This is a genomic window from candidate division WOR-3 bacterium (genome assembly GCA_011052815.1).
Taxonomy (GTDB): Bacteria; Hydrothermota; Tepidihabitantia; order SM23-42; family SM23-42; genus DRIG01.
The window spans coordinates 46,989-73,364 of record DRIG01000072.1 but is presented as its reverse complement, the minus strand read 5'-3'; the positions used below and the strand labels follow the sequence as shown (position 1 = coordinate 73,364).

Annotated in this window: 27 protein-coding genes and 1 pseudogene; all 28 read right to left on the bottom strand. The window is 47.6% G+C overall.

The features are described 5' to 3' along the window. Positions 1–74 precede the first annotated feature (74 nt). The 28 genes and pseudogenes from radA to ENI34_06845 all read right to left on the bottom strand — a co-directional run bounded on the left by radA (position 75) and on the right by ENI34_06845 (position 26,273). The gene (radA, locus tag ENI34_06980; protein ID HEC78871.1) at positions 75–1,412 is read right to left on the bottom strand and encodes a DNA repair protein RadA; all 1,338 of its coding nucleotides are present in this window, start codon (positions 1,410–1,412) and stop codon (positions 75–77) included. Between the two features lie 46 nt (positions 1,413–1,458). Then, on the bottom strand, positions 1,459–2,208 hold the full coding sequence (locus ENI34_06975; GenBank protein ID HEC78870.1) for an MCE family protein: 750 nt from the start codon (positions 2,206–2,208) through the stop codon (positions 1,459–1,461). Then, a complete protein-coding gene (locus ENI34_06970) occupies positions 2,201–2,890 on the bottom strand; it encodes an ATP-binding cassette domain-containing protein (protein ID HEC78869.1) in 690 nt (229 codons plus the stop codon). Before ENI34_06970 ends, ENI34_06975 begins: the two co-directional genes overlap by 8 nt. Next, positions 2,887–3,624 carry an ABC transporter permease gene (locus ENI34_06965; protein ID HEC78868.1) on the bottom strand — a complete coding sequence of 246 codons (738 nt, stop codon included), beginning with the start codon at positions 3,622–3,624 and terminating at the stop codon, positions 2,887–2,889. The genes ENI34_06970 and ENI34_06965 overlap by 4 nt, the downstream gene beginning before the upstream one ends. Continuing rightward, on the bottom strand, positions 3,611–4,981 hold the full coding sequence (gene dnaB / locus ENI34_06960) for a replicative DNA helicase (protein ID HEC78867.1): 1,371 nt from the start codon (positions 4,979–4,981) through the stop codon (positions 3,611–3,613). Before dnaB ends, ENI34_06965 begins: the two co-directional genes overlap by 14 nt. A gap of 24 nt (positions 4,982–5,005) precedes the next feature. After that, positions 5,006–6,163: a bifunctional phosphopantothenoylcysteine decarboxylase/phosphopantothenate--cysteine ligase CoaBC gene (gene coaBC / locus ENI34_06955; protein HEC78866.1), complete on the bottom strand. Its 1,158-nt coding sequence runs from the start codon at positions 6,161–6,163 to the stop codon at positions 5,006–5,008. Further along, the gene (locus ENI34_06950; GenBank protein HEC78865.1) at positions 6,160–6,345 is read right to left on the bottom strand and encodes a DNA-directed RNA polymerase subunit omega; all 186 of its coding nucleotides are present in this window, start codon (positions 6,343–6,345) and stop codon (positions 6,160–6,162) included. The genes coaBC and ENI34_06950 overlap by 4 nt, the downstream gene beginning before the upstream one ends. A 292-nt stretch (positions 6,346–6,637) precedes the next feature. After that, on the bottom strand, positions 6,638–7,165 hold the full coding sequence (gene cobO / locus ENI34_06945) for a cob(I)yrinic acid a,c-diamide adenosyltransferase (GenBank protein HEC78864.1): 528 nt from the start codon (positions 7,163–7,165) through the stop codon (positions 6,638–6,640). Beyond that, positions 7,144–7,851, bottom strand: a complete 708-nt coding sequence (locus ENI34_06940; GenBank protein ID HEC78863.1) for a biotin--[acetyl-CoA-carboxylase] ligase — start codon at positions 7,849–7,851, stop codon at positions 7,144–7,146. The genes cobO and ENI34_06940 overlap by 22 nt, the downstream gene beginning before the upstream one ends. A 19-nt stretch (positions 7,852–7,870) precedes the next feature. Then, positions 7,871–9,115: a 3-ketoacyl-CoA thiolase gene (locus tag ENI34_06935; protein HEC78862.1), complete on the bottom strand. Its 1,245-nt coding sequence runs from the start codon at positions 9,113–9,115 to the stop codon at positions 7,871–7,873. Between the two features lie 58 nt (positions 9,116–9,173). Next, the gene (locus ENI34_06930; GenBank protein HEC78861.1) at positions 9,174–10,511 is read right to left on the bottom strand and encodes a 3-hydroxyacyl-CoA dehydrogenase family protein; all 1,338 of its coding nucleotides are present in this window, start codon (positions 10,509–10,511) and stop codon (positions 9,174–9,176) included. Between the two features lie 16 nt (positions 10,512–10,527). After that, positions 10,528–11,304 carry a crotonase gene (locus ENI34_06925; protein ID HEC78860.1) on the bottom strand — a complete coding sequence of 259 codons (777 nt, stop codon included), beginning with the start codon at positions 11,302–11,304 and terminating at the stop codon, positions 10,528–10,530. 27 nt (positions 11,305–11,331) lie between these two features. After that, positions 11,332–11,798 (bottom strand): annotated as a pseudogene (locus ENI34_06920) (GAF domain-containing protein). Position 11,799: 1 nt separating this feature from the next. Next, positions 11,800–12,177 carry a Fe-S cluster assembly scaffold protein NifU gene (gene nifU, locus ENI34_06915; protein ID HEC78859.1) on the bottom strand — a complete coding sequence of 126 codons (378 nt, stop codon included), beginning with the start codon at positions 12,175–12,177 and terminating at the stop codon, positions 11,800–11,802. A gap of 11 nt (positions 12,178–12,188) precedes the next feature. Continuing rightward, the gene (locus tag ENI34_06910; GenBank protein HEC78858.1) at positions 12,189–13,010 is read right to left on the bottom strand and encodes a flavodoxin family protein; all 822 of its coding nucleotides are present in this window, start codon (positions 13,008–13,010) and stop codon (positions 12,189–12,191) included. Between the two features lies 1 nt (position 13,011). Further along, positions 13,012–13,500 (bottom strand): acetyl-CoA carboxylase biotin carboxyl carrier protein subunit, encoded by a 489-nt coding sequence (locus ENI34_06905; GenBank protein ID HEC78857.1) that lies wholly within the window; start codon positions 13,498–13,500, stop codon positions 13,012–13,014. Between the two features lie 48 nt (positions 13,501–13,548). Further along, positions 13,549–15,045 carry an acetyl-CoA carboxylase biotin carboxylase subunit gene (gene accC / locus ENI34_06900; protein ID HEC78856.1) on the bottom strand — a complete coding sequence of 499 codons (1,497 nt, stop codon included), beginning with the start codon at positions 15,043–15,045 and terminating at the stop codon, positions 13,549–13,551. Positions 15,046–15,175: 130 nt separating this feature from the next. Then, positions 15,176–15,979 (bottom strand): enoyl-CoA hydratase/isomerase family protein, encoded by an 804-nt coding sequence (locus ENI34_06895; GenBank protein ID HEC78855.1) that lies wholly within the window; start codon positions 15,977–15,979, stop codon positions 15,176–15,178. A gap of 29 nt (positions 15,980–16,008) precedes the next feature. Next, positions 16,009–16,332: a cupin domain-containing protein gene (locus tag ENI34_06890; protein ID HEC78854.1), complete on the bottom strand. Its 324-nt coding sequence runs from the start codon at positions 16,330–16,332 to the stop codon at positions 16,009–16,011. Between the two features lie 64 nt (positions 16,333–16,396). Further along, complete coding sequence (locus ENI34_06885; protein HEC78853.1) at positions 16,397–18,004, bottom strand: methylcrotonoyl-CoA carboxylase; 1,608 nt, start codon at positions 18,002–18,004, stop codon at positions 16,397–16,399. Between the two features lie 57 nt (positions 18,005–18,061). Next, positions 18,062–18,451: a Zn-ribbon domain-containing OB-fold protein gene (locus ENI34_06880; GenBank protein HEC78852.1), complete on the bottom strand. Its 390-nt coding sequence runs from the start codon at positions 18,449–18,451 to the stop codon at positions 18,062–18,064. A gap of 8 nt (positions 18,452–18,459) precedes the next feature. Then, positions 18,460–19,608, bottom strand: coding sequence for a thiolase domain-containing protein (locus tag ENI34_06875; GenBank protein ID HEC78851.1), 1,149 nt, complete (start codon positions 19,606–19,608; stop codon positions 18,460–18,462). A 9-nt stretch (positions 19,609–19,617) separates the two neighbouring features. After that, complete coding sequence (locus ENI34_06870; protein ID HEC78850.1) at positions 19,618–20,664, bottom strand: hydroxymethylglutaryl-CoA synthase; 1,047 nt, start codon at positions 20,662–20,664, stop codon at positions 19,618–19,620. Between the two features lie 41 nt (positions 20,665–20,705). Then, on the bottom strand, positions 20,706–21,872 hold the full coding sequence (locus ENI34_06865; protein HEC78849.1) for an aminotransferase class I/II-fold pyridoxal phosphate-dependent enzyme: 1,167 nt from the start codon (positions 21,870–21,872) through the stop codon (positions 20,706–20,708). A gap of 40 nt (positions 21,873–21,912) precedes the next feature. Further along, complete coding sequence (mce, locus tag ENI34_06860) at positions 21,913–22,305, bottom strand: methylmalonyl-CoA epimerase (protein HEC78848.1); 393 nt, start codon at positions 22,303–22,305, stop codon at positions 21,913–21,915. Beyond that, positions 22,302–23,597, bottom strand: coding sequence for an acetyl-CoA hydrolase/transferase family protein (locus tag ENI34_06855; GenBank protein HEC78847.1), 1,296 nt, complete (start codon positions 23,595–23,597; stop codon positions 22,302–22,304). The genes mce and ENI34_06855 overlap by 4 nt, the downstream gene beginning before the upstream one ends. Continuing rightward, complete coding sequence (locus tag ENI34_06850) at positions 23,594–24,682, bottom strand: alanine dehydrogenase (GenBank protein HEC78846.1); 1,089 nt, start codon at positions 24,680–24,682, stop codon at positions 23,594–23,596. Before ENI34_06850 ends, ENI34_06855 begins: the two co-directional genes overlap by 4 nt. Before the next feature lie 40 nt (positions 24,683–24,722). Continuing rightward, entirely contained in the window at positions 24,723–26,273 is a 1,551-nt protein-coding gene (locus tag ENI34_06845; GenBank protein ID HEC78845.1) for a methylmalonyl-CoA mutase, read from the bottom strand. Positions 26,274–26,376 lie beyond the last annotated feature (103 nt).

Here is a 26,376-nt window from a genome sequence, read left to right as displayed (position 1 = left end):
TATCATTTTTCCTCCTAAGAATAGCTTCCGTGGGTATATGGTTCATCTCTTCCTCAATAAATTTTCTCTCAGTCTCACTCCCCGAGTGCATACTTTACTGCTTCCTGCACATCACCGACACCGACGACCTCAAGGCCGGCGTTTCCGCCCTGCGCATTTTTGCGGGGAACCAGCGCCATCTTGAATCCCATATTATCCGCCTCTTTCAGGCGTGCGGCGATACCGTAAACCGGCCTCAACTCACCGCCGAGACCGACCTCACCTATCACCACGGTCCCTCTTTGAATCGGTCTGTTCTTCAAAGAAGACGCGATTGCGAGAATAATACCGAGGTCTGTCGAAGTCTCGGAAATTTTGATGCCTCCGACGACATTTACAAAACAATCAACACCGTAAACGCGCATTCCCGCTCTGCGTTCAAGAACAGCGAGCAGCATGGAGAGCCTTTTATAATCCAGCCCAGTGGTCACACGCTGTGGATAGTTGAAAAAAGTAGGACTCGTCAACGCCTGGACTTCAACGAGTAAAGGCCTCGAACCTTCCATTATCGAAACGATCGCCGAACCGGAATTGGTCGAGTCCGAGATAAAGAGGCTTGATGGATTAAGAACCTCCTGTAAACCTGTTTCGGTCATTTCAAAAACACCTATCTCATTGGTGGAGCCGAATCTGTTCTTGATCGCCCGAACGATTCTGTATTGCTGATTCTTATCACCTTCGAAATAGAGTACGGTATCGACGATGTGTTCGAGGGTCTTCGGTCCTGCAATCACTCCGTACTTCGTCACATGGCCGATGATGACCGTTGTTACACCCCTTTCTTTTGCAAACCTCATCAAATCGCCGCCGCATTCCCGCACCTGCGCGACACTGCCCGGTGCCGACGCCAATCTGGATTTATAGACGGTCTGGATTGAATCAACAACCATAAAATCGGGTACCGCCTGACGTGCACACTCAAGGACAGAATCAAGTTCAGTGGCAGAAAGCATATCAATCCCTCTGCTGTCGGCGTGTAAACGTTCTGCACGCATTCTCACCTGATAAGCCGATTCTTCGCCGTTCACATATAAAACTTTTTTACCTGATTGTGCAAGAAGAGCAGAAATCTGCAGCATTAAAGTGGACTTTCCGATACCCGGGTCTCCGCCGAGCAGAATCAAAGAACCCTTTACAAATCCTCCACCCAGCACCCGGTCCAATTCTGAAATACCCACATTGTAACGTTCTTCCTTTAAAAAAGGAACATCTGCCAGGGCGACGGGTTTCAGCACCCCTCTTTTCGCTTTTGTCCCCTGTCGGACTTCTACAATCTCCTCAACCATTGTATTATACTTACCGCAGGAGGGACATTTCCCAAGCCACTTCGGTGCCGATGCGCCGCAATTCTGGCAGATAAATTGTGTCTTCATAACTCCTTTCCAGCTCCTTAGAACAGACAGGACGTCTTGATGAACGTCAAAAGATCTTTACATTTATATACTTCTGAGGGTTTTCCCTGATATCTTTGATTAATTCCTTCAACTCCTGATTTGTCCCCCTGACTTCCTGATAGAGTTCGTCGGATTTTAAAAGCCTGCCGACGGTGCCGTCTCCCTTAAGAAGCACAGACAGGGAATCCAGCTCATCAACCACATGTTCGATCTTATCAACGACGTCGCCCAGCTTCTTTGTCGGTTGTTTGAGCATACTGGAAAGCTCTTTGATACTTTTGTCGATACTCTTTGACAATCGGGTGACCATATCCGTCAGCTCTTCGGGCTTCAATTCTTTGATAAAAGAAATCAAACTGTCGAATTGAGGAATCAGGGCTTCAAGATCCAGGGTTTCATTCTCACCCTGATAGACCACGGCTTTTTTACTTCCTTTGCCGGGTGTAATCTTTATGAATCTATCCGAACCGATATAGCTGATCGAACGAACGGCGATCTTGGAATCTTCCGGAAGAATCAAATCACGCTCAATAGCCAGAACCACACGGACCCTGCCGCTGTCAATATCAAGCGCCTTAACCTTTCCTTTCTCTATACCGTAGATCAAAACCGGATCGCCTGTCTTCAGACCGGTCACATCCTGGAAATAGACCACTATATCATAAGTATTTCTCATACTTATCTTACCGGAAAGCCAGGTATAAAGTACGACAAAAAGAATTATGCCTGCAATAATGAATATTCCGACCAATGTCGTTTTTATTTGTTTAGCCATTGTAAATATCCTTTCCGATCTCTTTAAGTTTATTAATCTTCCCTTTCTTCAACATATAAATATCATCTCCCACCGCTCTCGCAGTATCGAGGTCATGGGTGACGACGATTCCGCTTTTGGAATATTTGCTCTTTAAATTGATAATCAATTCTACCACCCGCTCGCGCATGACAGGATCGAGCCCGGTGGTCGGCTCATCGTAAAAGATATATTTCGGATCAAGGGCGAGCGCCCTTCCAACAGCGACGAGCCGTTTCATCCCTCCTGAGAGCGACGGCGGAAAAAGCCCTTCTTTGCCGGGCAGACCGATGATCTCCATAATATCCATAACCTTCTTCTTTATCTCTGAAGCCGACATCCTGGTGTGTTCCAGCAGAGGCAAGGCGATATTATCCATAATATTCATCGAGTCGAAAAGAGCCGTTCCCTGAAAGACGAAACCGATCTCCTTTCGTATCTCGTATAACTCTTTTTTGCCCGCAGATTGAACGACCCTCTCGTCGAAATAAACTTCACCGCTGTCCACCGGAATCAATCCCAGTATCGATTTCAAAAGCACGGTCTTACCGGTACCTGAAGGACCGAGTATGACAACCAGCTTCGCTTCTTCAACATCAAAACTTACATCATCAAGAACAATAAGTGAATCGAATCTTTTCGATAAATTCCTTACTCTAATCATCCGAACACGACCAGTGCGACAAGGAAGTCCAAAATTAAGATCAATATCGAGGAGGTGACCACCGCGTAGGTCGCCGCTTTACCCACCTCTTTTGCTCCACCCTTCACCTTGAAACCGAAATAACACCCTGAGGTTGCGATGACCAGGGCGAAGAACAGAGACTTCACCAGGCCGCCGAAAAAGTCCTTGGGATAAAAATAGTGGGTGAGTCCGTAGTTGAATACACTGATTGGAATATTAAGAAAATAATGGGCGTAAAATGAGCCGGAAACCAGGGCGATGAATTCGCAGACAACGGTCAGGATGGGCAGGGCGATGATTGTACCGATGATACGCGGCAGGTTCAAGAATTGATAGGGATCAATCGCCATTGTTTCGAGCGCATCGATCTGTTCTGTGACCCTCATCGTTCCGATTTCAGCGGCCATCGACGATGCACAGCGGCCACTGACCATGAGCGATGTCAGGATCGGCCCCAATTCAATCATCACCATACGTCCCACCGTGACACCGAGGATGTAACGCGGTACCGTACCGATCAACTGATAAGATGTCTGAACCGTGGAGACCAGGCCGGTGAAAGTCGCAATCACGACGATAATCGGAAGTGAACCGACTCCGATGTAGTATATCTGCTGCAGGATGCGCCACTTTGTCACCCTTATCTTCCACGGAATGAAGAGACTCCGGAAAAAGAAGATCGAAAAATCGCCGATCATACTAAAAAGGTTCATACTCTTCTTCCTCTTCTTCGGGAATAACCTCTTCCCTGAATGTTATATTTGCGAACAATGTATAATCACCCTGAAACCCCAATTCAAGTACGCCGGTCGGTCCGTTACGCTGTTTGGCGACGTGTACTTCGGCGATTCCTTTTTTCTCTGTCTCCTTATTGTACACCTCATCCCGATAGATGAAGATCACGACGTCGGCGTCCTGTTCGATTGCACCGCTCTCCCTTAAATCCGCAAGCAGGGGTCGCTTATCATTACGATGCTCCGGCATCCGTGAGAGCTGAGATACCACAATCAACGGTATATCCAGTTCTTTTGCCAGTCCTTTGAGCGCCCGCGATATTTCGGAAATTTCCTGTTGCCTTGATGTGGTACGGAATGTCTTCGGCCCTTCCAGCAGCTGAAGATAATCGACCATAATCAACTGGATGTCGTGTTCCGCCTTTAAACGCCTTGATTTGGCTTTCAGCTCATAAATGGAGAGTGTAGCAGAATCATCAATATAAATAGGAGCTTTGTCAAGATTACCCGCCGCGGTTGCGAGATTGACCCAATCTTCATTCTTCAACATACCCCGTCTCAGATTTCTCAAACTGACCTTCGCTTCACTGCAGAGCAGTCTCTGCACCAGCGCTTCACCGGACATCTCGAGTGAAAATATACCGATGGGTACATTGTTTTCGATCGCCGCATATGAAGCGATATTCAAAACAAAAGCGGTCTTCCCCATGGACGGACGACCCGCAATGACGATGAAGTCCCCTTTTTGAAATCCCGACGTCATCTCATCGAGTTTGTAATAACCCGTCTCCACACCGGTGATCATCCGCTCACCGCGCATCGCTTCAGCCGACTCGAGTATACCGGTGATATAACTTCGTATATGGGTGGGGTCTTTACGCAACCCGAACTCTTTAATCTGGAATACTGAATTCTGGGCGTAATCAACGAGCTCGGCGGCGCTCTGGCTGTCCTCAAAACTGTTTTTGAGCAATTCCATCGAAGTCTGGATAATGGTCCTTTTGATTGCTTTATCCAGCACAACCCGTGCGTGATGCTCAACATTCGCCGTCGTCAAAACATTGGCGACGATATTCGAAATATACTCGGGGCCACCGATATTATCGAGCATCTTATTCTGCTTGAGCCAGTCCGTGACAGTCACCAGATCCGCGGTAACGTTCTCATTAAACAGTTCCAGGATCGCCCTGTAAATTTTCTGATGCGCCGGTGAATAAAAATGTTCTTCCCTGAGGATCTCCATTATCTTGGGAAGGGCATTGGGGTCTAAAAGAGCCGCCCCCAGTACTGCTTCTTCAGCCTCTAATGAATGTGGAGGGACGCGTTTTTCTTCCATTTGCTATCTATATGATGATTCTATTCAATTAAATTCTTTTATATACTCATCGAGAATTTTGTTGGCCAATTCCCATTTGCTCAGACCGGTGCATTTAACGACCGAACCGTCCTTCTTTAATATCCGCGCGTCTATTCGATCATCGGCGATCGCCTTTGAAGAATTGAGTACAATGAAATCCAATCCTTTTTCATGCAGTTTCCTCCTGCCGTATTTTAACTGCTCCCTGTCTTCTAAGGAGAAGCCGATGAAACATCCGCCACCCTTATATTTCTTCAATTCCTTAAGAATGTCCCTGTTCTTCTTCATACTGATCTTTAATCTCTCATCATGGATCTTTTTCGGTGATGAACTCACCGGTCTGTAATCACCCACAGCCGCGGACATTATCAAACAATCACACCATTTGACGTCTTTTTTTAAAGCTGCAAGCATCTCAGCGGAAATCCTCACTCTCGTGATGGAAAGACCTTCAGGCAAAGGAATACTCACACCACCGAAGACACCCCGTGCCTCACCGCCGCGGCATATCACGGCGTACATAAGTTCCTTCGCCATCTTTCCTGAAGAACGGTTTGTCACCACCCTCACCGGGTCAATATCCTCTTCAGTCCTGCCGCCGCTGATCAAAAACCTTCTGCCTCCAAGTCCTTGATAACCGGCTGTCAAAGCAAGAATTTTTTTATGAATAAAAGAAATATGGGGAAAACGGCCCTTACCGCTCTTTCCTGAAGCGAGCGGTCCGACTCCGGGCTCCAGAAAATGAAAACCGGCGTCTTTCAAAATCTTCACGTTTTTTTGAACGATCGGATTCTCCCACATACCGCTATCCATCGCCGGAACGAAAAGAACGGGTTTGGTAAAGGAAAGAACAGCCGTTGATAAAAGATCATCGCCGATGCCGCTTGATGCCTTGCCGAGTATATTGGCGGTTGCAGGAGCAATCACCAGTATATCCCCCCATTCAGCTAAAGAAAGATGCTTGATCCCCCGGGTAAGCACAAACTGCTCGAGGTAGACCTCAGCGCCGGATAATGTCTGACAGCTGAGCGGGGTGACAAAATGCTGCGCCGATTCGGTCAGGACGACCCTGACCTCAGCGCCTTCTTTTCTAAACAGACGGATGAGTTCCAGCGCTTTGTAAGCGGCGATCGAACCTGTGATGCCAAGTACAATATTCACTCAATATACCTTATCTTTCCTGCTATCAACTTCCGCAGCGCCTCAAATATTGGGTTCACCTGCTCCTGCAATAAACCCTTTATCTGATCGTCCTTCAACTTTCTCGCCTCCAATGCGGCGACATTCACTGCTTTATATTTATTATCAAATCTTTCATAAATCTTTTCAGTCGGAACAATCATCTTACCTCCTGGTTAATTCTACTTAAAGAACAAAAAATGTCAATATCGGTCTCAACTGACCTCTCCACTTTTTTCTTTTTTATTTAGAAACTCTTTTTCTCCGTCATTCCTTCGTTACCCTCAGGACAACGTCTGAGTTTGCCTTCTTTCTCTGTCATTCTGAGTGAAACGAAGAATCTTTATCAGTCATTAGTCATTGAGATTCTTCAGTCGTCTGCCTCGGGCAGACTCCTTCAGAATGACAAAAGAGCGGGCGGAGGGATGATAAAAAAGTGGAGAGGAGTCAGCGGTCTCAATATTCTATACCTTTTCGGGCACAGACGCCTTTCTGAAAATGATGTTTCACCTCTTTTATCTCACTTATCAAATCCGCATATTCAGAGAACTCCGTCGGCATATAGCGTCCCGTAAGAATCAACTCCAGGGTCTCGGGAGCCTTTTTCATCAACTCGATAACATCACTCGTCTTGATAAGACCAAAGGCGACGGCGACGTTTATCTCATCAAGGACCACCATATCATACTCACCGCTCTCCACGACCTCCCGCGCCCTCTGAAATCCCTTGTTTGCAAGACGGATATCTTCTTTCTCAGGTTTCTCGGGATTGACGAAATCAGGTCTGCCGTATTGTTCGATCGTGAAATTCGGCAGATGCTCAGCCGATTTCAATTCACCGTAATTGATCCTACCTTTCATAAACTGAATCATAATCACTTTGAGTCCGTGGCCCGCCGCCCTCATCGCCTGTCCCAGGGCGGCGGTGGTCTTTCCTTTTCCATTACCCGTATAAATCTGTATCATTTCTGCCTCAGATGACATACACCGCCGACAATACGTTTGATCTTACCGTCCGGCAGCATAATCACAAGGGCGCCGTCATTGCTTATATCAAGCACCCTGCCCAACAACCGTCCTTCTCCTGTCTCAATGGTGACCTGCTGGCCGAGCAAGACCGTGTAGTGCCGCCATTTTGTCAGCAGTTCAGAAACCTGGTTGTTTTTAAGCATCAAGTAGCAGTCATCGAGTTGTTTACACAATAGATCATAGACCATCTTCTTTTCCAGACTCTTCTTCGTTTCGATAAACACCGAACTCGCCGCAGTGCGGAGCTCCGGAGGGAACTTACGGATATTAAGATTGATACCGATACCGAGGACGATCGTGGTGTCGATAAGTTCTGTAAGAATACCTCCGATCTTTTTTCGATTCAGAAGAATATCATTGGGCCACTTAATGCCTGCAAGAATTCCGTTCATATGGAGCGTCTCGCAGACCGCAACGGCGGCGACGATCGGAATGAGGGTGGTATCATCGGGTTGAAGGATCACGGACATCCATAATCCGCCTTCCGGAGAATACCATTTTTTGTTCAATCTTCCCTTTCCGTCGGTCTGTTGATCGGCAAGCACCACTGTTCCTTCTGGAACCTTGCCGATTAATGTCTTTGCATACTTATTGGTTGAATCAATGGTATCAAAGTAATATAATTTGCACCCGATGATCATAAGAGAACCACCGCCGTATCTAAACCTTCCTGAATATCATCGCCACAACGGTTTTGTCATTGCCGCCCATACTGGAAAGCATACCGTATGGTCGGTTGGGATCGATCGTCACCTGACAATCACCGGCTTTACCGGATAACTGATGGACGACGTCAACCGCCTGACGCACACCCGTGGCACCGGTCGGATGACCGTAACCGATCAGTCCACCCGTCGGGTTCGTCGGAATCACGCCGTCCGCCTTTGTGTTACCGTCTTTCACAAAATCCGCTCCTTCCCCGTATTCAGCAAAACCGGCGGCTTCTATTGCAAGGAGTCCGGCTATCGTGAAACAATCGTGGACTTCCAGAACACTCAGGTCAGCCGGCTTGATGCCGGCACGTTCATAGGCACGCTGAGCCGCGATACTGCAGGTCGTAAGTTTTGTCAAATCAGGCGGCGGCGTGGTCAAATTATCCTGAACCTGGGCATATGCAATAACCTCAACCGCGTCTTTCTTTTCCACTCCGATCTTTTTCAATCCTTCTTCAGATGCAAAGATAAGGGCGGATCCGCCGTCAGAGACCTTTGAACAATCAAAGACATTGATGTGTTCACAAAAGACCTTGGGATTCGGCGGCGTCATACCTGTACTGTAAAGGTCCTGGTTCTTATTATGATATTCCTGAGCCTTGGGATTCTTGCGGGCGTTCTCGATTGCATTGACATACCACTGAGTCATACCGGCGCGGACCCGTTCCTGGCCGAACTTTTCAAAACAGGCACCGGCACGCTGGGAAAACTGATCAGGAAAGAAATAGGCATGTCCCTTCTTTCTCTCTCCGGCGAACCAGCCTGCAGCGGCCAAGTAATCCGCACCGTAGATCGCCTTTACAGAATTCTGCACTTCAACACCAATACAGAGAACCACATCTGCAAGGTCCGCCAGAATCGTCTTTATTGAAGTGACCAATGCCAGACCGCCGGAATCACACGCACCCTCGACACGGATGCACGGCTTATACTGGAAGGTCGGATGGACCATCGGGAAAAAACCACCAAGATTCCCCTGTTTACAGAATCGCGCCGCAATAAAATTTCCGATTACCCCCTCATCGATGGCTTCAGGAGATTCAATCTGATTGATTGCACCAAGTCCTGCTTCTTTTATGTAGTGTTCGATGCCCGGCCGGGGTTTTTTCGGATGAAACTCTTTTCTGCCCGTACCCAGGGAGACTGTATTAAAACCGGCACAGGCATAAATCTTTTTTCTGAAAAACGGCATTATATCCTCCTTTCGAACTGCAGAGCCGTGAAATTTTAAAACACCTGATCTTTATCTTCTACAAAAAATTATTTATCGGACCGTAAAGCCAGTAAAAACCATTGGTCAGGACTGCATTGACGTCGTCCGCCGAATTCGCCACGCCGTCACTGACCAGCTTTTCGCCGATCTCTTTTGTCTTTTTAAGGAAATCCAGGGCAAGTTCCGCACCCATGGTCTTCATCGTCTTCAGGGAAGCAAAATGTTTCTTTAGTAGATCCTCCCTGTTCGGAGCACCAAGCAGTGCCCGCCAGGGTAAAGTGGCTTCAGGAAGAGGACCGATCTTCTCATCAACCTTCTTTCGCCATTTGTCATTGAGCATAAAGTACTCTTTTTTGCGGAAGTTATATATCCCTACAGGTCGATTCTTCTCATATTTCAAAAAACCGTCCTTTTGAGAACCATCAGGATACTGCCCACCGAGCACACCATCCTTGACCAGCCGGTCGATGACCCGACTCTTCAATGTTTTATCACCGAGATGGGTACGCATGACCTTGAGAATACATTGAAACACGTCGATACCGACATAGTCGATGAGCTGGAAAATCCCCATGGGTCTGATAAGAAAATCCTGGGTGATACGGTTCATTATATAAACAGCACCTGGAAACCTGAATTTGCCTTTCAGCCGTTCCACCTCACTGATTGCATAAAGACCGTCGCGCATAAAATGACCGTTGCCGATGAATCCGGAAATATCATTGGAAGGCACCAGTTTTTTGCGTAAACGTTTACCCAGTTCCTGCCCAAGATTACGCAGTTCTTCGGTGGTCGTCTTCGCGCTGATCACCTCTACCAGACGCTGAACCACCGGAGGATTATAAAAGTGGTAACCGATCAACCTGCCGTCAAGCCCGGCTTTGTCGTCAAGATACGAAATCGGGATACTCGAGGTATTGGTTAAAAAGAATGTGGTATCCGAACATATCTTTTTCAACTTCTTGTAAATCTTTATCTTTATCTTTTCGTTTTCAACAATCGCTTCAAAGACAAGGTGGGCGTCTTTTGCGACATCAATATCCGTGGTGAAATTAAGGACCGAAGTCGCATCATCGACAAATGTGTTTATGATGTCGGCGTTCTCAATAAGGTCATCTCGGTCTTCATAGAGTTTTCTCAAAAGCACGGTGGATTTTTCAGCCACCTTTGTCAATTGAGTCCGCATATAAGCACGCAGACCGTCCAATGCCTTCTCACTGATATCGATAAGCACCAATCGATATACCTTATCTCTATTCTCTTTCTGCAATTTCAACTTAGCCATCTCCTGGGCGATCAAAACACCGATACCACTGCCCATCTTGCCGGCAGCACCGATCACTGCCACATTTTGCAACCTCTCATCCAGGGTCATCAAAAACCTCCTTCCTTTACTTATTCCACTTCGGTTTTCTCTTTTCTAAAAATGCAGTCATCCCTTCTTTGGCTTCTTCCGTTGAAAACAGAATACTGAATGCCTCCATTTCATAGGATTGACCGGTCGCCATGTTGGCGTCCAGGCCGCGGTTAATAACGGTCTTGGCTAAATGGAGCGCTGTCTGTCCGACCTCAATAATCTTGGTGGCGAAGTTCTTCACCTCTTCCATCAATTTATCAGCAGGCACGACCTTATTGACCAGACCGATCCTTAATGCCTCCTGGGCGTCGATCAGATCCCCGGTGAAGATCAATTCCTTCGCCTTTCCCATACCGACGAGCCGCGCCAACCGCTGGGTGCCGGCGTGTCCGGGAATCAATCCGAGCTTCACTTCAGGCTGACCGAATTTCGCTTTTTCAGATACTATCCTGACATCGCACGCCATAGCCAGTTCACAACCCGAGCCGAGTGCATAGCCATTGACCGCGGCGATGACCGGCTTTTCCATCTGTTCAATAAAAGATAAAACCCGCTGGCCGATTCGGCTGTATTCTCTCGCTTCAAGGGAGTTCATCTTCGCCAACCGTGATATATCAGACCCGGATACAAAGGATTTACCCTCGCCGGTTATGATGATCACAAAAATATCCTTGTCTCCATAAAATTCGTTCAATGCCTTTTCCAGCTCAATAATGGTCTCGATATTAACAGCATTCAGCACTTCTGGTCGATTAATTTTTACCAAACCGATATTACCGTCTTTTTCAAAAATCAAGTTATTGTACGCCATCATACCTCCTTTAAGAACAAACTGTTTTTAAAACAATTCCACCACAACTTCGCATATTCTCTCCAGCAGTGTTGTATCTTTATCAGTAAACGGAGAAATCGTATGGGAATCAATATCAAGTTCACCCACAATCCTGCCCTTCTTCAAAACGGGCACGACGATTTCAGACATAACCTTCACACTGCAGGATAAATAATTCGTTTCTTTTCTCACATCCTGAACAACAAAAGGTTTTTTATCTCGGCGGCCTGACCACAGATACCCTGACCAAAGGAAATCCTGGTATGTTCGGTCGGCTCACCGACAAAAGGACCGAGAATAAGTTCTCTTTTATCTTCATCTGCCAGATAGAACCCCACCCAGTCATAGTATGATACATTATCCCGAAGTAGTTCACAGACGGCTTTCAGTTTTTCATCTCTCGTCCCTTTACCTTTTACAATTGATTTCACCGTTTTGATGTATTTTCCAATATCTTTTCCTGTATAATACATCCTAAGTTCTCCTTTTCTTCTTCTCAAGATAATTTTCAATCGCCTTGTGGAGTGCATCGGCTCCGAGATTCGAACAATGGAGTTTCTGCGACGGTAAGCCGCCGAGTTCATCAACAACGACCCGGTTGGTAATCTTCATCGCTTCCTGGATCGTCTTTCCCTTCGCCATTTCACTCACGATACTGGAAACGGCGATTGCGGCGCCGCAGCCAAAGGTCTTGAATTTGACGTCGGTGATGACATCGTCTTTGACTTTGATGTAGAAAGTCATCACGTCACCGCACACGGGATTACCTACCTCTCCGACACCATCCGCATCTTCGATCTCACCGACGTTTCTGGGATGCATAAAATGGTCCATTACTTTTTCACTGTACATATCAATTCTCCTTAAATACCTAACTCGCGTTTTTTCGCGGAGATCTCTCTTAACATCGCTCTGAAACGCGGTTTTGTCTTCAGTATCCAACCGTTGAAATGGTCTTTAAGCCTCTCTCTTGTCCAGCGATGATTATTCAAATCACGGGCATCGAAATAATAGCCGTTTTCAACCCTCTCAGCCGGAGTGAGACAGACAGGACAACGATAGTGTTTGTCATCAATGCGCTCAAAGACACTGCAGAAATCAACCGGACAGGTGTTTGAAACCCCTGATCTAAAGGGACCCCCCGGATAATTAATGAGCCGGTACAACTGTTCGGGAAAACCATCCATCTCTTTTCCGAGTAAAACCTCTCCAGGACCGGCTCCGTAAAATATCTTACTGTCGATGATGCGATAGCCCAAAACGAGCAAAAAGAGATTCATAAGGGGTAATTGGAACTGATGCCAATCATTGATGCCGGCGACACCTATACTGAGGGCATAATGTTCCGGCTTATCTTTCACAGCACCTGCAATCGTGAGAAAACGGTCAAGCAGAAGTTTCAACTTTCCGGGAATGGTTAATACATACACCGGCGCGACCAGAAAAAGTTTATCCGCATCCTTTAAAATTTCGAGCAGTTGATAAAGATCATCATCTATTCGACACTCTTCATTATTAAACACACAGTGAAGACAGCCCCGACATTCTTTTATATCGAAATTTTTAAGATAGACGACCTCTCCTGAATCGGCTCCCGCCTTCAGCGCATGCCTGACGGCGAGACGACCAAGGATGTCACAATTGCCGTTCTTCCGCTCCGATGCAACAAGGGATACAAAATGCATATTATTCCAGTTCTACAATCGGCTGCAGGGCATCGATCTGCTCACCCTCTTTGAAATTTATCTTCTTCACCACACCACTGCGCGGCGACCGCAGTTCGTTCTGCATCTTCATCGCCTCCACGATCGCCAGGGTCTCGCCTTTTTCCACCTCCTTACCGACGGTAACAGGGATCTTCACTATCAGACCGGGCATGGGTGAACTCACACTGTCTCCTTTTTCGATCGCAGCGGCGCCGTCTTTAAAAGAACTTCCTTTTGATTCTTCAATCACAAAATATTCACCGTCTGCCGTTAAGTATATTCTTTCTCTGTCCCGGGCAAAGAAGAAACTGAAAGGTTTTTTGTCTATACGAAAGAGAATAAGGTTTCCTCTCTTCTCAAAATCAGTAATCTTGAAAATCTCATCACCGATGATCACTTTATATTCATCATCGATCTTCTCGGTCTTCACAGAATAATTTTTACCCAGATGGATGAAATTATGGTTCACAAATTAAACCCCGCAACATTTCTTTGATACACCCCTCTGATTTTACCTTCAACGGCTGCATATCTCCCATTCTCCGATCTCCAACCAGGGATTGGTTCGACTCTCTGTTCCGGGATGTTCTGTTCTATATCCCCGTGGTGTTGATTCTTTGAGCAGCGCCGCTGCGATAAGTGCTTTATGAACTTCAGTGTGTACAGGAAGCAACTGCTCTTCATTCTCATCTATGAAGTGGGTATGAAATCTGCCTTCACGGAATTTCTTCGTTTCGATGATTCGTTTCAAAAACCCGATATTTGTCTTTATCCCCAGAATGATGTAGTTGCATAGTGAATCAGCCAGGCGTGCTATTGAATGTTCCCTGGTTTCGGCACCGACGATCAATTTTGCAAGAATAGGATCATAATGCGGTGGGACGTTCCAGTCCTGATAGATTCCCGAATCAACCCTCACGCCGGGACCGCTCGGTTCATTCAAGAAGAGAATAGTCCCCGGCGACGGCAGAAAATTATTTTCCGGGTCTTCGGCATATATCCGGGCTTCGATCGCATGGCCGCGCTGGGTGATATCTTCCTGTGTAAATTCAATTCTTTCTCCTGAGGCAATGAGCAACTGTTGTCTGACAAGATCAACGCCTGTAACCACCTCGGTGATCGGGTGTTCGACCTGAATCCGGGCATTGACTTCAAGAAAGTAGAAATTCCTGTCATTATCAACAAGGAATTCAACGGTTCCGGCGTTCGTGTAACCGGCGGCTTCAATAACTTTCTTGGCAGACTCGCCCATCTTCTCACGCAGGGCGTTGTCCAGTATCGGAGAAGGGGTCTCTTCGATGATCTTCTGATGTCGGCGCTGGATCGAGCACTCCCGTTCAAAGAGGTGCACGACATTACCATGATTATCCCGCAGCACCTGAAATTCGATATGTCGCGGCCGGTCAATATATTTTTCCAGATACACGGTATCATCACCAAAAGCACTCTCCGCTTCCCGACGCCCGGCAGCAACACTCGCTTCGAGTTCTGCCTCACTGTGAACAATACGCATTCCTTTACCGCCGCCGCCCATGGATGCCTTCACGATAACAGGATAACCCACCTCAGCAGCCATCTTCTTGAAAAAGTCGGTCTCTTCAGCTGCTCCTTCCATACCCGGGATGATCGGTACACCCACCTGTTTCACCGTATTCCTCGAAGCCACCTTGTCGCCGACCAAAGCAAGTGCCCTGGAGTCAGGGCCGATAAAGACAATCCCGGCACCTTCGCACGCCCTGGCGAACTGAGCGTTTTCCGCAAGGAATCCATATCCCGGATGGATTGCGTCGACCCCGGTTTCTTTTGCACATTCTATAATTCTCTCAATATTTAAATAACTCGACTGGGGAGGTGATTCACCGATCCATATCGCATCATCCACATGGCGCAGATGAAGAGAATCCTTATCCACTGTAGAATAAACACCGACCGTTGAAATCCCCAGTTCTTTGCAAGCCCGTGCAATCCGGATTGCAATCTCTCCCCGATTGGCGATTAAGATTTTCTTAAACATTTATGAAAGATGGTTGTTGGTTGTACGGTGTCGAAAGACAATACCGGCAGCGACACCGTATAACCTAAAACGATCCTCACAACGACACCGTATAACGCCCAACGATCAAACAAAAACATAATCATACTCTTCATCCGTCTGAATTTAAAACCCATCTCGGTTTCCGTTTTTCCAGAAAAGCATTCATTCCTTCCTGTCCTTCATCGGAAATTCTCAATCGGGCGATCACCTCGGCTGTATACGGCCTTGCTTTTTCAAACGACATCTCAGCCACATTCCTCAACAATTCCTTACAGCTTCTGATCGCCTCTGGACCACTTGAAATCAATTTCCCGACCAGTTCATTGATAATCTCATCAATATTCTCTAATTCAGCGACTGCATTAATCAAACCTGCATTCAAAGCCTTTTCCGCAGTCAATCTCTCACCGGTGAGAAAAAACTCCCGGCATCTGCCCTCACCGCATTTTTTAATGACATAAGGTGAAATGCAGGCGGGAATAAGCCCGAGTTTCACCTCACTGAAACTGAATTTCGCCTTTGTCGCGGCTATTGCGATATCACAAACAGCAACCAGCCCAGTACCGCCGCCGATCGCGGCTCCGTTCACCCGTGCAATAGTCGGCTTCGGTGAAGAGTATATTCTATACAACATTTCGGCGAGGTCAAGTGATTCCTTGAGATTCTCTTCGTAAGAATAATCTTTCACCCTCTTCATCCAGTTTAAATCCGCACCGGCGCAAAAGGATTTTCCTTTACCGGTCAGGACAACCACCCGGATCTCTTTATTTACGGCGATCTCGTCAAAAATCATTCTGAGTTCCTGAATCATTATATCATTGAAGGCATTATGCACCTCAGGTCGATTGAGTACAACCCTTGCGACCTTATCTTCTGTTTCATATAAAATCGTCTTTAACTCTTTATCTGACATACCTCACCTCTTTCTTAAAAACAACGACCCTATTCCTCTCCCTTTGTCTTTGTCTTTATCGGTTCAATCAGCAGTATCCAGGCAGGACCGTCTGACCGCGAACGATGTCTCGTTCCTCTCTTCACCAGACAACCTTCATTTTCTGCAAGCTCGACAGAAGTTTCTTCAGTATCGATCGATATCTTGCCTTTCAGAACCAGGAAAAACTCATCCTCATCCCGGTGGGTGTGCCAGTGATAGGTTCCATCAATCCTGGCAACCCTCAATGCGGTATCATTGATATAGGCGATGTCTTTCGGCTGCCATGGTTCTTTTATCTTTTCTATGAAATCTTTGAAAGTGATTTTGTTCATTCAACCTCCAGTCACTTACCTGAAAAGTCCATCCGCAGGTCACTTATGCAAACCTGCATTGACATTACATTCTGAAAACTCCGAACCTGTGGTCGGGAATCGGTGCATTCAACGACATCGAAATGGCGAGCCCCAGCACCTTTCTTGTATCCAGTGGATCGATGATTCCGTCGTCCCATAATCGGGCTGTCGAATAATAAGCACTCGACTCGTTCTCATATTTAGCGAGAATGGGTTTGCGTATCTCTTCGATCTCCTCATCAGTCGGTTTTTTGCCCTCTTTGATCAACGCCCTGACCTTGATATCGGTCAACACACCGGCAGCCTGTTCTCCACCCATCACGCAGATCCTTGCGGTGGGCCACATCCATAAGAGCCGCGGGTCATAAGCCCTGCCGCACATACCGTAATTCCCGGCGCCATACGAACCACCGACGATAATGGTGAACTTTGGTACCTGGGCGTTCGCAACGGCGTGGACCAGTTTTGCTCCGTCCTTTGCAATACCGCCGTGCTCATAACGCTTTCCCACAATAAAACCGGTAATATTCTGTAAAAAGAGAATCGGAATCTTCCTCACTGAACACATGGTTACAAAATGGGCGCCTTTCTGGGACGACTCTGAAAAGAGTACACCGTTATTCGCCAGAATTCCCACAGGATAACCCATAATACGGGCAAACCCACAGACGATCGTCGGACCGTAAAGCTCTTTGAACTCATGGAATTCACTCCGGTCGACGATCCGGGCGATGACCTCTCTCATATCGAATGATTTTTTCAAATCCGCAGGTATGATTCCGTATAATTCTTCAGGGTCATAAGCAGGCTCTTCGGGTTCATGCCTTTCCAGAGGGTATTTGGGCCAGGAACCGAGATTTTCAATGATATTGCGTGTTATCTCTATCGCCTGCTCATCACTCACTGCATAATGGTCCGCAACCCCTGAGATCCGACAATGAACATCCGCACCGCCGAGTTCTTCTTCAGTGACGACTTCACCGGTCGCCGCCTTTACCAGCGGAGGTCCTCCGATATAAATCGTACCCGCACCCTTTACAATAACCACTTCATCACTCATTGCGGGTTGATACGCACCTCCGGCAGTGCAGAAACCCATTACTACGGAAATCTGGGGAATGTTCCGCGCCGACATCTGCGCCTGATTATAGAAGATTCTGCCGAAGTGGAACTTATCAGGAAAGGTACCGACCTGTAGCGGCAGGAAGATACCTCCGGAATCGACGAGATAGACACAGGGAAGTCTGTTCTCCAGAGCGATCTCCTGCGCCCGTATATGTTTCTTTATCGTCTCGGGAATATAGGTGCCGCCTTTCACAGTAGCGTCGTGGGCGATGACCATAACCTCGCGATTGTGGACGACGCCGATCCCTGTAATGATCGCGGCTGAGGGATGCTCGTTGTTATACATATCCCAGGCCGCGAGCGGACTCAACTCAAGAAAAGGTGTATCCGGATCCAGCAGCAACCGCAAACGCTCCCGCACAAACAACTTACCCCTTTTGGCATGCTTTTTGTGCATATATTCAGGACCGCCTTTTTTAATCAATGCGAGCCGCTCCTTTAACAACTGCACAGCCTCTTTCATTCTTTTCTTGTTCTCTTTAAAATCAGCGCTGTTCGTCTCTATCTTTGATTTGATCTGATACATAATCTCCTTTTATTTTTGATGTTAGGAACCCGACGGGTGACAACCGCCTGTCCTTGATTATACGGGTACTGCCTTATATCCGTAACAGATGATTCCGGTATGGCCTTCTGCAGAGAGTTTCCTGAAAACGAACTTCACCCTCTTTCCGATCTCCAGATCTTCAGGTTTACAATCCACGACCTGTGTGGTAACCCGCACCCCGTTATCTGATTCCACTATTGCGATGTTGTAGGGAACCTGAGTGGCGAAATCCGAAGGTGCGACACGAATCGTTGTATAGGAAACTATCTTACCGTAATCCGTCAGTTTGGTCTTTTCAAAATCCTTTGACCCGCATGCCGGGCATATCAGACGCGGCGGAAAAGAAATTTTGCCGCATTTTTTACATTTCCCTGCCTCAAGTCTGTATCTCTGGGGCATTTCTCTTCTATATCTCGGTGACGGCATACTACCTCCTATTCTGCTTTAAATATATGAACGACTGATGACGCACCTGAACCACCCATATTCTGAGCCAGACCGATCTTGGGACCCTTTATCTGGCGTTTGCCTGCTTCTCCTCTCAACTGTTCCACAACCTCAACGGCCTGAGCAACACCCGTGGCTCCGACCGGATGTCCCTTTGATTTCAATCCGCCCGAAGTATTGATCGGAATCTTTCCGTCCAGTGCCGTATGTCCCTGCTCGGTAAAAGGACCACCCTGGCCTTTCTCCACAAATCCCAGATCTTCGATTATGCAAATCTCGGCGATACTGAAACAGTCATGGACCTCGGCAAAACCGACATCTGAAGGCTTTATCCCCGCCATCTTATATGCCCGTTCTCCGGAAACCTTCACCGCCTTCAGGGTGGTGATATCCTCCCTTGCATGCAGAGCTATTGTATCGGTCGCCGCACCTGAACCGATTATCTTCACAAGTGGTTTCTGCAGACCTTTGGCTGCATCTGCCGACGCTAAGATAACACAGGCGGCTCCATCAGATACCGGTGAGCTGTCAAGTACTGTAAGGGGATCGGCGACCAATGTCGCATTAATGACCTGGTCAATGGTGACTTCTTTGGGAAATTGTGCATTCGGATTCAATGCTCCATTGCGATGGTTCTTCACTGAAACGGCGGCGAGTTGTTTCCTGGTTGTACCGTAATGTACCATATGCGCCCGTGCTATCAGGGCGTATAATCCGGGAAATGTAACACCCTGGTATACCTCATATTCCTGGTCAGCCGCAGTCGCGAGGGCATAAGTAACATCGGCGCCGTCATTCATCTTCTCGACTCCGCCGACGAGAACGATTTCACTGTTTCCCGCTGCAACCTCAAAGAAACCAAGTCTGAGCGCCATACCACCGGAGCAGCATGCCGATTCGACACGCACTGCAGGAATCGGAGCAACACCGAGATAATCCGCCATCAGGGCACCGATATGTTCCTGCCCCACAAAAAGGCCGGGAGTCATCGAGCCGACATACATGGAATCAATATGTTCAACTCCGGCGTCGTCGATCGCGGCGAGTGCCGCCTCGACGAAAATGTCTCTCAGTGATTTTGACCAGAGTTCACCGAATTTGGTCATTCCAACGCCGATTATATAAACATCACGCATCTTGCCTCCTTATTCATTCATTATAATCTTACCGCGGTATTTTGCATATTGGCCGTAATCGAGATATATCCGATTCTTCTCCAGCATATCCTGCAGCCTGTCCGCCCGGTCACGGACTTCATTAATCCGGTCGGTTATCTTGAAGATGAATGCGTCGCTGCCGGCGCCTGAACCGAATGAAACCAGAAGAATCAGATCACCGGGTTTCGCGACATCGAGGGTAGCGGAAAAACCAGTGGGAGAGGAACCTGAATAGGTATTGCCCATAAGAGGAACAATCCAGCCCGGCTCCATCTGTTCTTTGGTAAACCCCAATTTTTTGCCGGCGGTCAGAGGAAATTTGCCGTTGGGCATATGAAAGATTGCATAGGCAAAGTCCGACGCCTTATATCCTGATCTCTCGAGAATCGCCCTTCCTGCACCAAGGATGTGCTTAAAGTACGCCGGTTCACCGGTAAATCGGCCGCCGTGGAGCGGGTAAAATGCACCTTCTCTGCGCCAGAAGTCAGGAGTATCTGTAGTATAAGAATAAGTAGCGAGAACCTCAGCGATTATATTCTCCTTTCCGAAGATGAACGCCGAACCACCGGCAGAAGCTGAAAATTCCAGGGCGTCGCCGGGTGCTCCTTGAGAAGTGTCAGCACCGATACCCATTGCATACTTAACCAGACCGGCTTTTACCAGTGCGTGGGCGACGAACATCGCCTCGGTGCCGGCTTTACAGGCGAATTCATAATCAGCGATATGAACTTCAGGAACAATCCCCAGGGCTTCAGCCACAACTGTTCCTGAAGGTTTTACCGCGTAGGGATGGGATTCAGAGCCGATGTAAAGTGCTCCGATCTCCACCGGGTCGATCCCGGCGCGTTTCAGGGCATTGCGGCCCGCTTCCACTGAAATCGTAATCGTATCCTCATCCATCCCCGGTACTGTCTTCTCTTTAAGCAGAAGTCCTCTTTTGATGGTTTCAGGATCCCTGCCCCACTGATGAGCGATATCTTCGACCTTGATTCTGTAACGGGGGAGATAAGATCCATAGCCAATAATTCCAACCATTAAACCTCCTTGTTAAAAACTAGCATCCCGGTTTTAACAGGCTATATGTTCTCAAACGCCTGTTCCAGATCGGCAATCAAATCATCACAGTGTTCAAGCCCGACCGATAATCTGACAAAGCCGGGTTTTATACCGCAGTCCCTCAACTCCTCCTCGCTGTAAGTGGAATGCGTCATTGAAGCCGGATGTTCAATCAAGGTATCGACATCACCGAGGCTGACCGCCAGGATACAGAGCTTGACCGAGTTCATAACGATCTTACCGGCTTCTTTTCCGCCTTTAAGGTCAAAACCGACCATCCCGCCGAATTTACTCATCTGTTTTCTGGCGATCTCATATCCCGGATGCGTACTCAACCCTGGATAATAAACCCGTTCAACCTTCTTATGTCCGGAAAGATACTCGGCGATCTTCATTGCATTATCACAGTGCCGATCCATACGCACGGCGAGGGTTTTCAATCCCCTTAAAATAAGCCAGGCGTTAAACGGTGAATTGCAGGCTCCGATCTCTTTCGCCACATCCCATAATTCATGGATGAAATCCTTCTTCCCGACCACAACACCGCCGATAATATCACCGTGTCCCCCGAAATATTTGGTTGCTGAATGGACGACAATATCTGCACCGAGCTCAATCGGCCTCTGCAGATAAGGGGTGGCGAAAGTATTATCAACACAGAGCGGGATCTTTCTGGTGCGGGCGATTTCAGCACAGGCGCTGATATCAATGATCTTCAAGGTAGGATTCGCCGGCGTTTCGATGAAGATAAGTTTTGTCTTATCAGTAATCGCTGAAGCAAGCTTATCAGTATCTGAAGCATCGATAAATGTCACGTCTATCCCGAGATTCGGCAGAACGTTCTTCAAGAGCGCGAAGGTGCCGCCGTAGATGGTATCATCAGAGACGATATGCCCGCCGCTCTTTATCAGGGTGACGACGACATTAAAGACCGCGGCAAGGCCTGAAGAGAATATCAACCCGGCTTCAGCCGATTCCAGAAGCGCAATTTTGCTCGCCAGCAGGTCAATCGTCGGATTACTCAACCGGGTGTAAATATGACCCTCTTCTTCCTGTTTAAAAAGGCGTGCACCGTGGTCGGCATCACGAAATGCAAATGTTGATGTCTGATAAATCGGCGGCGAAAGCGCACCGGTCTCTTTATCCGGATGTTGCCCACCGTGCACTATTTTTGACTCGATATGCATCGTTCCTCCTTAATTTGTTAAACTGCAATCATATAAAAATTCACTTCTGCACCAATTCAATCAGAACCCCTCCCATGCTTCTCGGATGGAGAAATGCAATCTTTTTACCTACAGCACCCATCCTGGGTTTCTGATCGATTAACTCGATGTTATTTGAACGCAGTGAAGCAAGAACACCTTCCAGATCCTCCACTTCAAAACAGAGGTGATGTAATCCCTCACCCCGTTTCTTGATAAATTTATCCACGGAACTCTCTTCATTCAACGGTTCCAGCAGTTCAAGGTGAAAGCCGTCTCCTTCAAGGACCGCGACCTTAACCTTCTGGTCTGCAACCTCAGTGGTCGTCTTCAGGTTGAATCCGAAAATCTTCTGCCAGACTTCAATACGTTCGTTGATCTTCTTCACCGCCACTGCAATGTGGGCGAGCTTCATAACAACCTCCTCTTCTTCGCTTCCTGTTCAAGCATCTCCCGGAAATCAGGATGCGCGATACTTATCAACGCCTCTGCACGTTGCCGTAAATTTTTACCGTGGAGATAGGCGACTCCGTATTCAGTCACGATATAGTGAACATCGGCTCTTGTGGTTACCACACCGGCACCGATCTGGAGAGTAGGTACGATCTTCGAAATCTTTCCTCCTTTTGCGGTTGAAGGCAATGCAATAATCGGTTTTCCGCCTTTTGACTGGGCGGCGCCGCGGATAAAATCAACCTGCCCTCCGAATCCGGAATATATTCTGGTTCCTATGGAGTCTGAGCAGACCTGACCGGTCAGATCGACCTCAATAGCGGAGTTGATCGCCACCATCTTTTCGTTCTGTCTTATGATAAAAGGATGGTTTGTATACTCTGTAGGGTGTGTTTCAAAAATTGGATTGTTGTCGATGAATTCGTATAACTGCTTTGTTCCGAGATAAAAGGTCGCAATGATCTTACCGTGATGCAGGGTCTTCTTCGCACCGGTGATCACACCGGCTTCAATCGCTTCCATGATACTGTCTGAAACCATCTCAGTATGGACTCCCAGATCTTTTTTGTCGAACATCGCCTTGAGGGCGGCGTTTGGGATACCACCGATACCGAGCTGAAGCGTGGAGCCGTCTTCAACGAGCCCGGCGATATTCAAACCGATTCTCTTTTCGACCTCGGTGAATGGAATAGGTTCCAGTTCTGGCAGTTCCTCGGAAATTTCGACGATCTTCGCCACCCGTGATACATGGATGAAAGAATCTCCCAGGGTACGCGGCATCTTTTCATTAACCTGAGCGATGACCGTCTTAGCAGTCTCTGCCGCCGCCTTCGACGCCAGACACTCCACTCCATAACTCATAAAACCATGTTCATCAGGCGGTGACAGGTGCATAAAAGCAACATCGATCGGTAATTCGCCGGAATAGAACAACTGCGGTATCTCATACAGGAATACTGGAATGTAATCTGCTTTGCCTTCATTCACCGCCGCCCGGTCTGCAGGACCGACAAAAAGTGAATTGTGTCTGAAATGCCCTTCCATACCCGGTTTTGATAAAGGATCGTCACCGAACAAGAGCACATGTGCGATCTCTACATTCTTCAATTCATCCTTTCTCTGAGCCAGGGCCTCCATAAGTCTGAACGGAGTCGCTGCATTTCCGCTGATATACACCCGATCATTACTCTTCACCACTGAAACCGCTTCCTCAATGGAACACTTTTTCTTTTTGTAATTATCAAACCAACTCATAATCGGTACTCCTCTTTTATCACACCGTCCGCCGCATAGATGCCCCGCCTTAAATCCGGATTCGTATTAAGTGTCTGTTCCAGACCGGATTCGGTTATTATACGCAGATAAGGGAAGATTCCCGAAGTTATGGTGTGGGTTGCGGTTCGTGCCACAAGGGTCGTTGCATTGGGCATACAGAAATGTATAACACCGTCGATCGTGTAAATAAATTGTCCGCTCGGTGCGATCTTTGAGGTCTCAGAACAACCGCCCTGGTCGATCGAGAAATCGATGAGCACGGAACCGCGGCGCATTGATCTAACCATCTCCCTGGTGATCAGAATCGGCGACCTCTTTCCCGGTACCAGTACAGCGCAGATCACCACATCGGCGAATTTAACGAGTTTCTCGATATTATGTTTTGTCGCGAACATCGTGGTGACCTTTGAACCGGCGGTCTGGCAGGCGATCTCATCCAATCTATCCCTGTTTATATCCAGTACATAGACATTCGCTCCTATGCCGGCGAATGACTTTGCAGCGTTGCAACCCAGTGTTCCGGCGCCGAGAATCACGACCTCGGCGGGTGGGATACCGGGAATACCGCCGAGCAGAATGCCCCGACCGCGGTTCGGCGATTCCAGTAATCGACCGGCGATCTGCACGGACAGCTTACCCGCCATCTCACTCATCGGAATGACTACGGGTAATCTTCCGTCATCCCGCTGAATGATTTCATAACCGATCAGAGTAATCTTCTTTTCATTGATGAGCTGATAGAACTCTTTCTTTGCTGTGACCAGATGGATAAACCCCATTATCGTCTGTCCTTCCTTGATATAGGAATATTCCTCCTGCTGGGGCCTGCGTACCTTTAAAACAATATCAGCCCTTTTGTACGCCTCTTCTTTGGAATAGACGACTGTGGCTCCGGCCTTTTCATAATCAGCATCGGAAAATCCCGCTCCTTCCCCTGCCTTGGTCTCGACATAAAATTTCGCTCCATAGAGCATCAATTCCCGCACGCCCATTGGTGAGAATCCCACCCGATACTCAGGCGTCTGTTTGAAAGGAGCTAATTCCTTGGGTATACCGAAAATCACTAAAACCTCCTTTTTTTATGAATCCTGAATCAATCAAATACTAAAATATCTTTTCTTCTTTATATTCACCATAGACCCTTCTCAGGGTATCTGAAATCTCTCCGACACTGGCGTATGCCTTGACACACTCCAGGATCGGCTCCATCAAATTCGATCCCTTGACCGCTGCCCGTTTCAATCTCTCCAGAGCCGCCCTGACTTTTTTGTTGTCTCTCTCCTTTTTTATCTTCTGTGTTCTTCTGAGTTGTTTCTTCACCACCTGCGGAGAAACCCTGAGTATGGAAAAATGTCTTCTGGAAGATTCCGTGGCGAACTTGTTCACCCCCACCACATTGATCTCTCCCTTTTCCACTGCCTTTTGATACTCATACGCACTTCTGTGTATCTCCCGCTGGAAATAACCTTTTTCAATCGCGTTAAGGGCGCCGCCGAGTTCTTCTATCTTCTCAAGATATTCCAGGGCACCCTTTTCTAATCTGTCTGTCAAAGACTCGATGCAGTAACTCCCTCCCAGAGGATCAATAATCTCGGGAATCTTAGTCTCATAGGCAATGAGCTGCTGGGTACGCAGCGCCAGTTTCACCGACTCCTCAGTGGGGAGTGACAACGCCTCGTCGTACGAGTTGGTATGGAGACTCTGGGTGCCGCCCAGGACAGCCGCAAGCGCCTGAAAGGCGACCCTGATCGCATTGTTCTGAGGCTCCTGGGCGGTCAGGGTGCATCCCGCGGTCTGGGTATGAAATCTGAGCATCATTGACTTGGGAGCCTTTGCATTGAATTTTTCTTTGATCAACCTCGCCCAGAGACGGCGTGCCGCCCTGAATTTTGCAATCTCTTCAAAGAAATTATTATGTGCGTTGAAGAAGAAAGAGATACGCGGAGCAAATGTATCCACTTCGAGTTTTTCCCGCTCAACCGCATATTTCACATAAGTAATGCCGTTAGCGATCGTGAAAGCAAGTTCCTGCACAGCCGTTGCACCGGCTTCTCTGATGTGATAGCCGGAAACAGAAATCGTATTCCATTTGGGCAGATATTCACTGCAGTATTCTATTATATCAATTGTAATCTTCATTGAAGGAACAGGCGGATAAATATATGTGCCGCGTGCAATATATTCTTTTAAAATATCATTCTGGACCGTACCACGCAGAATCGACTTCGGTACTCCCTGTTTTTCCGCAACCGCGATATACATCGCCAGAAGAATCGCCGCGGTGGCATTGATCGTCATCGAGGTGCTTACTTTATCCAGAGGAATACCGTCGAAAAGAATCTCCATATCCTGAAGAGTATCGATTGCGACTCCGGTCTTTCCCACCTCTCCTTCAGCCAAAGGACTGTCAGAATCATAACCCATCTGGGTCGGTAGATCAAAGGCGACAGACAAACCGGTCTGTCCCTGTTTCAACAGATATTTGTATCGGCGATTCGATTCTTCGGCTGTTGCATAACCGGCATACTGACGCATGGTCCAGAGCCGACCCGTATACATCGAAGAATACACCCCGCGTGTAAAAGGAAACTCACCCGGGTCTCCCAGGTCCTTTTCATAATCCAACTTTTTTATATCATCAGGAGAAAAAAGCATCGCCGCAGCCTAAAAAATGAATAAAATCAATTTCATATGGTCTTATTAAAAACCTCCTTAATTCCCTTTCAAAAAAAGAGGGAAATGTTCTGGTTTTTATATT

Coding starts and splice junctions, on each gene's coding strand:
- ENI34_06925 (HEC78860.1), bottom strand. CDS start 11,304: ATGGCGTACAATAACTTGATTTTTGAAAAAGACGGTAATATCGGTTTG.
- ENI34_06940 (HEC78863.1), bottom strand. CDS start 7,851: ATGATCATCGGGTGCAAATTATATTACTTTGATACCATTGATTCAACC.
- ENI34_06880 (HEC78852.1), bottom strand. CDS start 18,451: ATGCCGTCACCGAGATATAGAAGAGAAATGCCCCAGAGATACAGACTT.
- ENI34_06855 (HEC78847.1), bottom strand. CDS start 23,597: ATGAGTTGGTTTGATAATTACAAAAAGAAAAAGTGTTCCATTGAGGAA.
- cobO (HEC78864.1), bottom strand. CDS start 7,165: ATGTCATCTGAGGCAGAAATGATACAGATTTATACGGGTAATGGAAAA.
- ENI34_06895 (HEC78855.1), bottom strand. CDS start 15,979: ATGTCAGATAAAGAGTTAAAGACGATTTTATATGAAACAGAAGATAAG.
- ENI34_06845 (HEC78845.1), bottom strand. CDS start 26,273: ATGCTTTTTTCTCCTGATGATATAAAAAAGTTGGATTATGAAAAGGAC.
- ENI34_06890 (HEC78854.1), bottom strand. CDS start 16,332: ATGAACAAAATCACTTTCAAAGATTTCATAGAAAAGATAAAAGAACCA.
- ENI34_06950 (HEC78865.1), bottom strand. CDS start 6,345: ATGATTGTTCCGACTGAAAAGATTTATGAAAGATTTGATAATAAATAT.
- ENI34_06870 (HEC78850.1), bottom strand. CDS start 20,664: ATGGTTGGAATTATTGGCTATGGATCTTATCTCCCCCGTTACAGAATC.
- ENI34_06970 (HEC78869.1), bottom strand. CDS start 2,890: ATGATTAGAGTAAGGAATTTATCGAAAAGATTCGATTCACTTATTGTT.
- ENI34_06965 (HEC78868.1), bottom strand. CDS start 3,624: ATGAACCTTTTTAGTATGATCGGCGATTTTTCGATCTTCTTTTTCCGG.
- ENI34_06875 (HEC78851.1), bottom strand. CDS start 19,608: ATGCGTGATGTTTATATAATCGGCGTTGGAATGACCAAATTCGGTGAA.
- ENI34_06935 (HEC78862.1), bottom strand. CDS start 9,115: ATGCCGTTTTTCAGAAAAAAGATTTATGCCTGTGCCGGTTTTAATACA.
- nifU (HEC78859.1), bottom strand. CDS start 12,177: ATGTACAGTGAAAAAGTAATGGACCATTTTATGCATCCCAGAAACGTC.
- ENI34_06930 (HEC78861.1), bottom strand. CDS start 10,511: ATGACCCTGGATGAGAGGTTGCAAAATGTGGCAGTGATCGGTGCTGCC.
- ENI34_06910 (HEC78858.1), bottom strand. CDS start 13,010: ATGCATTTTGTATCCCTTGTTGCATCGGAGCGGAAGAACGGCAATTGT.
- ENI34_06975 (HEC78870.1), bottom strand. CDS start 2,208: ATGGCTAAACAAATAAAAACGACATTGGTCGGAATATTCATTATTGCA.
- ENI34_06865 (HEC78849.1), bottom strand. CDS start 21,872: ATGCATATCGAGTCAAAAATAGTGCACGGTGGGCAACATCCGGATAAA.
- dnaB (HEC78867.1), bottom strand. CDS start 4,981: ATGGAAGAAAAACGCGTCCCTCCACATTCATTAGAGGCTGAAGAAGCA.
- radA (HEC78871.1), bottom strand. CDS start 1,412: ATGAAGACACAATTTATCTGCCAGAATTGCGGCGCATCGGCACCGAAG.
- accC (HEC78856.1), bottom strand. CDS start 15,045: ATGTTTAAGAAAATCTTAATCGCCAATCGGGGAGAGATTGCAATCCGG.
- mce (HEC78848.1), bottom strand. CDS start 22,305: ATGAAGCTCGCCCACATTGCAGTGGCGGTGAAGAAGATCAACGAACGT.
- ENI34_06885 (HEC78853.1), bottom strand. CDS start 18,004: ATGTATCAGATCAAATCAAAGATAGAGACGAACAGCGCTGATTTTAAA.